The sequence below is a fragment of the Halorubrum sp. Ea8 genome (genome assembly GCF_002252925.1).
Taxonomy (GTDB): Archaea; Halobacteriota; Halobacteria; order Halobacteriales; family Haloferacaceae; genus Halorubrum.
This window is the reverse complement of sequence record NZ_NHPF01000030.1, coordinates 1-8,026: the sequence shown is the minus strand read 5'-3', so window position 1 is coordinate 8,026 and position 8,026 is coordinate 1. Positions and strand designations below refer to the sequence as shown.

Annotated in this window: 9 protein-coding genes; 3 read left to right on the top strand and 6 right to left on the bottom strand. The window is 71.3% G+C overall.

What is annotated here, in order from left to right; all coding sequences use genetic code 11:
* The 3 genes from DJ74_RS02355 to serB all read right to left on the bottom strand — a co-directional run.
* Positions 1–735, bottom strand: a 735-nt coding sequence (locus DJ74_RS02355; protein WP_094526181.1) for a Brp/Blh family beta-carotene 15,15'-dioxygenase, incomplete at its 3' end; no start/stop codon positions are given.
* On the bottom strand, positions 728–1,552 hold the full coding sequence (locus DJ74_RS02350) for a lycopene cyclase domain-containing protein (RefSeq protein WP_094524994.1): 825 nt from the start codon (positions 1,550–1,552) through the stop codon (positions 728–730). The genes DJ74_RS02350 and DJ74_RS02355, both read right to left, overlap by 8 nt.
* Positions 1,553–1,716: 164 nt before the next feature.
* On the bottom strand, positions 1,717–2,364 hold the full coding sequence (serB, locus tag DJ74_RS02345) for a phosphoserine phosphatase SerB (protein ID WP_094526179.1): 648 nt from the start codon (positions 2,362–2,364) through the stop codon (positions 1,717–1,719).
* A gap of 125 nt (positions 2,365–2,489) precedes the next feature.
* Between serB and DJ74_RS02340 the strand changes: the two genes are divergently transcribed.
* Positions 2,490–2,693 carry a hypothetical protein gene (locus DJ74_RS02340; RefSeq protein WP_094526178.1) on the top strand — a complete coding sequence of 68 codons (204 nt, stop codon included), beginning with the start codon at positions 2,490–2,492 and terminating at the stop codon, positions 2,691–2,693.
* A gap of 3 nt (positions 2,694–2,696) precedes the next feature.
* Positions 2,697–3,281, top strand: coding sequence for a 2'-5' RNA ligase family protein (locus DJ74_RS02335; RefSeq protein ID WP_094526177.1), 585 nt, complete (start codon positions 2,697–2,699; stop codon positions 3,279–3,281).
* Between the two features lie 461 nt (positions 3,282–3,742).
* Here the strand turns inward: DJ74_RS02335 and DJ74_RS02325 are convergent, their stop codons facing one another.
* From DJ74_RS02325 to DJ74_RS02315, 3 genes are all read right to left on the bottom strand, one after another.
* Positions 3,743–3,952 carry a hypothetical protein gene (locus DJ74_RS02325; protein WP_094526175.1) on the bottom strand — a complete coding sequence of 70 codons (210 nt, stop codon included), beginning with the start codon at positions 3,950–3,952 and terminating at the stop codon, positions 3,743–3,745.
* 2 nt (positions 3,953–3,954) lie between these two features.
* Positions 3,955–5,349 carry a cytochrome P450 gene (locus tag DJ74_RS02320; protein ID WP_094524999.1) on the bottom strand — a complete coding sequence of 465 codons (1,395 nt, stop codon included), beginning with the start codon at positions 5,347–5,349 and terminating at the stop codon, positions 3,955–3,957.
* A gap of 124 nt (positions 5,350–5,473) precedes the next feature.
* Positions 5,474–7,108 carry a methyl-accepting chemotaxis protein gene (locus DJ74_RS02315; RefSeq protein ID WP_094526174.1) on the bottom strand — a complete coding sequence of 545 codons (1,635 nt, stop codon included), beginning with the start codon at positions 7,106–7,108 and terminating at the stop codon, positions 5,474–5,476.
* 197 nt (positions 7,109–7,305) lie between these two features.
* On the opposite strand from DJ74_RS02315, the gene DJ74_RS02310 reads away from it, so the two are divergent.
* A partial coding sequence (locus DJ74_RS02310) for a UvrB/UvrC motif-containing protein (protein ID WP_176451292.1) occupies positions 7,306–8,026 on the top strand: 721 nt, incomplete at its 3' end.

The following is an 8,026-nucleotide window of genomic DNA, read 5'->3' as shown; positions in this document are numbered from 1 at the left end:
CGCCACCTCCCCGGCGTCGCGGAGCCACCCCCGTCGCGAGGCGCCCGCCCGGACCCGCCGGTAGCCCAGTCCGATCGACAGGACCGTCGCCGCGATCATGAACGCGCCGACGGCCAGCCGGGTCGCCGGAACGAACACGGGCTCGACCGCGGCGGCGGCCGCGCTCGCGTCGACGACGAACAGCCCGACGATCCACTCGGCGACCAGCCGGTACTCGCCCGGATGCGCGAGCAGCGGGACGCCCATCGGGAGCCCGCCGCGGACGACGAGGGCCAGCCAGCGCTCGGCCGACGTCGGCAGGTGGTCGACGCCCGCGACGACGAGCGCCGCGACGTCGCCCTGCCCCCAGTGGAGCCACGTGAGCGCGATGAACCCGACGAAGGCGGCCACGGGAGCGAGGAAGAACGCCGCGACGACCGCCCCGCCGAGGACCGCGTACGCGACGGAGACGACCGCGACCGACCGCCGGAGCGAGACGTCCGTCGCCGCGCGCAGCGGAACGAGGTGGTCGACCGCGCCGTGGGCCATCCCGACGGCGAGCGTCCCCAGCGCGAACGTCGCGACGCCCACCTCCACCGGAAACAGGGGGGTCACGGCGCCGACTGGGAGCAGCGCCGCGAGCGCTAGCGCGGGGTACAGCGCGAACCACCGGTCGACCGCCGACCGGGCGTCATCGTCGCTCTCGACCGCCGTCGCCTCGCGGCGCGCCGCCGCGCCTGCCGCGGTTTCAGTCATTGACGGGGTCAGGGGACTCCGGGTCCGGTTCGGGCGGTTCGGGCGTCGGGTCGAACGCGTCCGCCGCCGACTCGGTCGGCCGGCCGCGCCGGTCGTTCCAGTCGAGCACCCACTCGAACAGCACGAGCCCGTTCACCGTCATCACGCCGGCCGAGGCGAAGAAGAGCATCTCCTCGATCGGGAGTCCGAGGACCGCGACCCCGGTCGTCAGCTCGGCGGAGAGCTGCCACGTCCCCATCGCGATCGCGATCCGGTCGGCGATCCAGAAGTACGCCGCGGGGATCAGCGTCGCCGCGAGCCACATCCGCGGCGTCCGGATCAGGTACCCGCCCCCCACCGCCCACTGCAGCGCGAAGACGGGGCCGACCCACGCGATCAGCCCGCCGAGGTAGAGGTACGAGGGGTCGAGCGACACGAGCCAGAGCCCGCCGGCGACCATCGCGACGCCGGCGACGACGCCGGCGATCCGCGGGCCCCGATCGAAGTCGCCCTCGCGGAACGTCGGGTCGAACCCGATCAGGTGGAGCGCGAACGCGGTGACGACGGTCTGGATGGCGAAGAACAGGTACTCGCCGAGCGGGATCGACAGCGCCCGGACGAGCACCGCCCCGTCGGCGTACCACCACGCCCCCCGTCGGATCATGTAGCTGATCCACGGCGTCGTGTACACGTACGCGATGGCGACGAGGATCGCGATCCCGGCGGTCGCGCGTCGCCGGCGGACGACGTCGTACCGCGGCGCGAGGTACCACAGCGCCGCGACGACGGGAAGGCTGAAGACGAGATGGAACTGGAGGTACGTCAGCGTCGGAAGCATCCGATCACCCCACCGGCGCCGTTCATGCGATCACGTTCGCTCCGTCGCTTATTAAGGCTCAGTCCAAACAGTGTGGTCGGCCCCGACGGTCGTCGAGAGTGAGATCGGCGGTCGTCGGGATTTCGTCCGGCGATCATCGGGATCTCGTCCGGCGGTCGTCGGCGCTAGGCCTCGGCCGACAGCACGCCGTGCCCCTCCAACACCTTCCCGAGCCGGAACATGGAGGCAACGACGGCGTCGCAGACGGGGCGCACCGCGTCCTTCGGCACGAATCCGACCGCGAGCCCGGCGACCTCCAGCATCGGGAGGTCGTTCGCGCCGTCGCCGACCGCGACCGTCTCCGCCATCGCGAAGCCGAGGTCGTCGGCCAACTCGGCCAGCGCGTCGTCCTTCGTCCCCTCGATGAGCGGTCCCTCGGCCTCGCCGGTGAGCTTCCCGCCGGCCGTCGGGAGGCGGTTGGCGACGATCGTGTCGGCCTCGACCCCCGCCTTCGCGAGCGCGCGCTCGACGCCGCGCTCGAACCCGCCCGTGAGCACCGCGACGTGGTGCCCCTCGGCCTGCAGCCGCTCGATCAGCTCCCCGGCGCCCGGCCGGAGCGTCACCTCGTCGAACGCGGCCGCGACCGCCTCGTCGTCGAGCCCGCCGAGCAGCTCCGCCCGTCGGTAGAGGCTCTCGGCGTAGCTGAGCTCGTCGTTCATCGCTCGCTCGGTTATCTCGGTCACCTCGTCGGCGACGCCCGCGCGCTCGGCGAGCAGGACCGTCATCTCGGAGTCGGAGAGCGTGCCGTCGAAGTCGAACGCGATGAGGCTCATGGACCCCGTTCGGCGCGGAGGGGTTTTGAAGCACCTGATCGCGCAACGGACCCCGCACGGCGGGGCCGTCTCGCCCCGCCGCGCCCTCGGTGGCCTTTTTGCCGGTCGGGGTCGTCCCCACCGTCATGGATCGAACCGACGCTGACCGCGCCGACGTCGACGTCGACGACCTCTTGAAGGTGATCTTGGGACTTGCTATCGTATGGCTTCTCCTGGAGATCCTCGGCGCCGTGCTGGAGGTCACGTTCGTCCTCCTCGACGCGCTCCCGACGCTGATCGTCCTCGCCATCGTCGTCCTGATCGCCTTACGGCTCACCGACCGGATCTGAGTCGTGTTCAGCCTGAACGTCCCGCTCCCGCCCGCGGTCGGCGATCTTGCGGCCGATCTCCACCCGAAACTGTCGGGGTTCGACCGCGTGCGCGACCGGCACACCCTCGTCTGCAAGCGACTCGGGGTCGACGACGTCCCGGACCGCGTCGCGAGCGCGGCCCGCCCCGGACCCCAGGACGTCGGTTCCGCCGCCGAACCGAGCCCCCCGAAGCCCGACGCGCTCGAGGCGCTCCGGGAGGACCTCCGACCCCTGCTGTCGGGAACCGACCCGTTCGAGGTGGCCGCGACCGGGATCGACGTCTTCGACGCGCCGGCGTCCGGCTCGCGGCCGGTGGTGTACCTCGCCGTCGAGAGCGAGGTCCTCGTGCGGCTTCATCAGCGACTCTGCGCCGCCTACGGCGCGATCGAGGGGATCGAAGGCGACGACTTCGTCCCGCACGTCACCCTGGCGCGCGGCGGAAACCCCGCTCCGGGCGTCGTGGCCGACCTCGTGGGCGCGGCGGTCGACCCGATCCGGTGGCGCGTCCACGCGCTCGACCTGTACGACCCCGAGTTCCGCGAGGTCGCCGCGACTATCGATTTATAAATGGGTGGCCGGGACTCGGCGGTGAACCGTTTCGAATTCCCGGCCGCTCGGCGAGACGCTGTCGCCTGCGCTTCGTCGGTGATCACGTCCAAAGCCCCAGCCACCACGTCCAAAGCCCCAGCCACCACGTCCAAAGCCCCAGCCACCACGTCCAAAGCCCCAGCCACCACGTCCAAAGCCCCAGCCCCCACGTCCAAAGCCCCAGCCGTGAGGCGGGCACACGCTCGCTGTGCTCCTCACTCGGTCGCTGACGCTCCCTCGTTGCGGTGCTTCCGTCGCCTGTGCCCGCCTCACGGCTGCCCCTTTGAGTCCCGCCCCGCACGGCGACCGCACCTCACGCCTCCCCAGCCTTGTCGCTCACTTCGTTCGCGACTCCCTCGCGCGTGCACCTCGCGCCCGTCGGGCGCTCGGCGGCACGCGCCGCCGCTATCGGTTTATAAATAGCACGTCGCCGTCGGCGGTCACTCTCGCCGCCCGCTCTGCGTATCGCCCCCGTCGCGCTCGCCCGGCTCGTCGACCGCGTGGTGCGGTCCGACGGGACCGTGCGTCGGGCAGACGCCGGCGATGGGAGTCGCGTTGAGACAGCAGGCGCGCTGCTGACTCGCGATGACGCCCAGCGAGAGGGGCTCACCGCAGCGCCGGCAGTACGACGCGGTCCCGTCGTCGGCCATCTCTACCGCTCGCGAATGCGCATCGGCACCGGGTGGTTCGGGTGCATCGTCAGCGAGCCGCGCAGCGAGAGTTCGGGCCCCTCGTACTCCAGGTCGTACTGCGAGCAGACCTCCGCGAGGATCAGCTTCGCCTCCAGCAGCGAGAACGCCTTCCCGATGCAGTGGCGCGGGCCGCCGCCGAACGGGAAGTACGCGAACCGGGGGCGTTGGCTCCGGCGCTCGGGGGCCCATCGACTCGGGTCGAACGTCTCGGGGTCGTCGTACCAGCGCGGCGACCGGTGGATCACCCACTGCGACAGCATGAGCGCCGAGCCCTCCGGGATCCGGTACCCACCGATCTTCACGTCGAGCTTCGGCTCGCGGAACAGGGTGTAGACGGGCGGGTACAGCCGCATCGATTCGTTGAGCACGCGCTCGGTGTACTTCATGTCGCGGGCGTCGGCGGCGGTCGGGGCGCCGTCGGCGGTCGCCGCCCGGGCCTCGCCGGCCACGCGCTCGCGGGCCTCGGGGTGATTCGAGAGCAGGTAGAACGTGTACGTCAGCGCGAGCGCCGTCGTGTCGTGACCGGCGAGCAGCATCGTCACCAGCTCGTCGCGGAGGTTCTTGTCGGTCTGCTCGCCGCGGTCCCGGGCGCGCAACAGGACGGAGAGCAGGTCCATCGGCAGGTCGCCGTCGCCGTCGCCGGCGGGGCCGCGCACCGCGACGCCCTCGGGACCGGCCGGGTCGACGCTCGGGTCGCGCTCGGTCCCGCGCCGGCGCTCCACGATCCCGTCGATCACGGATTCGAGGGTGCCGATGGCGTCGTCGAACTCGCGGTTCTCGCGGGTCGGCACCCAGTTCGGGATCAGGAAGCGGCGCGGGTCGGGCTCGAACCGCGCGCCGAGCGGCTCCAGCTTCTCTTGGACGGTCTTCACCTCCTCGTCGGTGATGTCGGCGCCGAACATCGCCGAGACGATGATCTTGACGGTGAGGCGGGCGACCTCGAGCTGGATGTCGACCACGTCGCCGTCGTTCCAGTCCGCGAGTTGCGACTCGGTGTGGCCGACCATCGTCCCCGCGAGCGCCCCGATCCGCCGGTTGTGGAACGAGGGGTTCGCCAGCTTCCGCTGGCGCTGCCACGCCTCGCCCTCGCTCATGAGGAGACCGTCCCCGAGCAGGGTGTCCATGGCGTCGTCGCCGAACTGCGGCTTCCGGTAGCGCTCGGCCTCGGAGACGAGGACGCGCTCGATGTCGGCGGGGTTCGTCAGGAGGTAGGTCTCGCGCGGGCCGAGGTCGAAGCGAACGACGTCGCCGTAGCTGTCGGCGCAGGCGCGCATGAACGAGAACGGGTCGTCGGCGTACTGGCGACCGTTGCCGAAGACGGGGTCGCCGATGGGTCCGGGCGGCGTGACGGACATACGAGAAACAGGGTCTCTGCGAGGTTAAACGTTCGGCGGCGGGGCGGCGGCGGCGACGCCGCGGGGGGACGGACGCGGCGCCACGTGGGAATTTGCCGGGCGCTACGAGAGGGTCCGGCGGGCGCTACTCGGACCGCTCTCGATCCCGCTCCTCTCGCCTCTCATGCCTCGCGTCCAGGCGCTCGACGCGGGCGATCAGCTCGTCGACGGCGACCTCCTGGTCGTCGGTCGCCTCGACGATGCGCTCGGTCGCGTCCTCGGTCCGGTCGGAGCGCTCGCGGACCGCCTCCAGCGACGACGTGAGCTCCTCGACGGTCGCGGCCTGGTCGTCCGTCGTCCGGGCGACCTCGGCGACGCCCGCGGCCGCCTCGTCGACCGCGTCGGCGATCTCCTCCAGCGAGTCGAGCACGGTCTCGATCTCGGTGCCGGCGTCCTCGATGCGGTCGTGCGAGCGCTCGACGGCGGTGCTCGTCTCGTCGGACTGCGCCTGGAGCTCCGCGAGGCTCTCCGTGATCTCCTCGGTGTAGCCGCGCGTCTCGTCGGCGAGCTTCTTGACCTCCTCGGCGACGACCGCGAAGCCGTCGCCGCCCTCGCCGGCGCGGGCGGCCTCGATGTTGGCGTTGAGCGCCAGCAGGTTCGTCTGCTCGGCGACGTCGGAGATGACCTCGATGACCTCCTCGATGTCGTCCATGCGCTCCGAGAGCGCGCCGACGCTCTCGACGAGCTCGTCGCCGATCTCGACGACGTCCTGAGTCGCCTCGCGGGCGTCCTCGCTGGCGTCGAGCCCCTCGTCCGCGGCCTCGCTGGCGGCGATCGCGGCGGAGTCGACCTGGTCGGCGGTGGCGGCGACCTCCTCCATGCCGGCGGAGAACGACTGCATCTCGGAGACGCTCTCCTCTAGCAGCTCGTTCTGCTCGTCGACGTTCTCGGCGATGTCGCCGGCGGCCCCGCTCGCCTCTTGGACCGTCTCGTCGATCTGTCGCGCCTGCTCGTGGACGCTCTCGGAGAGGCTCTGGAGGTTCTCGGCCATCCCGTTGACGACGCCGATGACGGCCAGCAGCTCCTCGCTCAGGATCTCGCACTCCTCGTGTCGGACGGCGCGGGCGTCGAGGTTCCCCTCGCCGATCGCCTCCGCCGTCTCGCGCACCTCCTTCACCAGCGTTTCGGTCGCGTTCCGCTGGTTGACGTTCTCCGTCCGGTCGATGACGACCTCGGTGACGCCGACGAGCTCCTCGCCCTCGTACAGCGGCGTCGCCGTGAACTCGATGTGCTTCTCGTCGCCGTGGCGGTCGACCATCGTGCTGGTGTCGCGGTAGCGGGTCTGCGCCGAGTCGCACCGCTCGACGCCGTACGCCTCGTCGGCGGTCTCCGGCGCGTCGAGCACTTTGTCGGCCAGCGTGTCGGCCCGCCGCCCGTCGGGATAGAACAGCTCCGAGACGTGGCCGTGACCGATCGCGTCCTCGCGCGCTTTCCCGGTGAGCGACGCGATGGACTCGTTCCACTCGGCGACGTTGCCGTCGGCGTCGAGGATGAACGTCGGCACGCCGGTGGCGTTGAACACCTGCTCGAAGCCGGCCCTGGACAGCGTCTCGGCGCGGTCGGTGCCCGCTTCGTCCACGATCCCTGGAGCCGTGCCGTCGGCTCCGCTCGGTCTCCCGTCGTCGGCCCCGTCGTCGACGACGACCCCGCCGTCCGGGACCGACCGCGAGTCCCGGTCCCGCCCGAACACCCGTCGGAGTAGCCCGCTGACTCCCGTCATATCTATGTCGCCCTCTCCCAAGCGCCCGCATAAACGGTTCCCCCCGTTATTCACGTGTGATAATCATCTGGTCCTCTAGATGAAAGGAGCGCCGTCGGCCTTCTCTTTCGCTCCCCCGACACGATCGCTCCCTCTGCTGCGATCGCTCCCCTCCCCGCCCGTAGCGTTCAAACGCGTCCGGCGGCTACCCGGATCCGATGGACTCCGACGCCGTGCGCGAGCGGGCCGCGGACCTCCCGACCGAGCCCGGCGTCTACCAGTTCCGGGCGGGGGAGACGACGCTGTACGTCGGCAAGGCGGTCGACCTCCGGGACCGAGTGCGGTCGTACGCCGACCCGCGCTCGGGGCGTATCAGGGGGATGGTCGCGCGCGCCGACCGGATCGAGTTCGCGGTCACCGACACCGAGACGCAGGCGCTGCTGCTGGAGGCCAACCTCATCAAACGGCTCCAGCCGCGGTTCAACGTCCGGCTGAAAGACGACAAGTCGTACCCGCTGATCGCGCTCACCGACCACCCCGTCCCCCGGATCGAAGTCACCCGCGACCCGGAGGAAGGCGCGGTCGCGTACGGCCCGTTCACGGACAAGGGCCGCGTCGAGACCGTGGTGAAGGCGGTCCGCGACGAGTACCGGCTCCGCGGCTGCTCGGATCACAAGTACGCGAACCGCGACCGCCCCTGCCTCGACTACGAGATGGGGATCTGCTCGGCCCCCTGCACCGGCGAGATCGACCCCGCGAGCTACGCCGAGGACGTGGCCGCGGTCCACCGCTTTCTGGAGGGCGAGACCGGCGCCCTCGCCGACCCCCTGCGCCGGCGGATGGAGAGCGCCGCCGAGCACGCCGAGTTCGAGCGCGCCGCCAACCTCCGCGACCGGCTCGAAGCGGTCGAGGCGTTCCACGGCGAGGGCGGCGAGGCCG